The sequence below is a fragment of the Paucibacter sp. PLA-PC-4 genome (assembly GCF_026241155.1).
Classification (GTDB): Bacteria; Pseudomonadota; Gammaproteobacteria; order Burkholderiales; family Burkholderiaceae_C; genus Roseateles_E.
This window is the reverse complement of the sequence record NZ_JAPFGP010000083.1, coordinates 1-498: the sequence shown is the minus strand read 5'-3', so window position 1 is coordinate 498 and position 498 is coordinate 1. Positions and strand designations below refer to the sequence as shown.

Below are 498 nucleotides of genomic sequence, written 5' to 3'. Positions count from 1 at the left end.
AGCTGCGGGTTCGGAGGTGACGGCCACGGGCACGGCGTTTGTGGTGCGCTATACGCCGGCCATCGAGGGCCGTCCAGATGCCTTGGACATCACGCTGGTCGAGGGCAGGGTGGTGGTGCGCGGTGCGGCTGAAGGCTCACCCTCTACCGAGTTCGTGCCGGCCGTGGAGATGGTGCCGGGGCAGCGCTTGCGGGTAGCCGGGCGACCTCGTGGTCAGGCGGGAGCGTTACCCAAGCTGAAGATGGACAGGCCGCAAGTGGACCAGGTGCTGGCCTGGAAGCGCGGCGAGGCGATGTTCGACGATGTCTCGCTGCTTGAGGCCGTGGCCGAGATGAATCGCTATACCGCGATGCCGATCCGTGTGGCCAGTACGGACGCGGTGGGCAGCCTGCGGGTCAGCGGGGTGTTCAAGACCGGCGACAACGTCGGCTTCGCGCGGGCAGTGGCCGAGCTGCATGGGTTGGCCGTGCGCGAGCGCGCGGATGGGGTGGAGCTTCT

The 498-nt window shown here is 68.3% G+C and carries 1 protein-coding gene; it reads left to right on the top strand.

Annotated features, from left to right (window positions below):
- On the top strand, window positions 1–498 hold a 498-nt coding region (locus OOZ63_RS29025; RefSeq protein WP_416234807.1), incomplete at both ends, for a FecR family protein.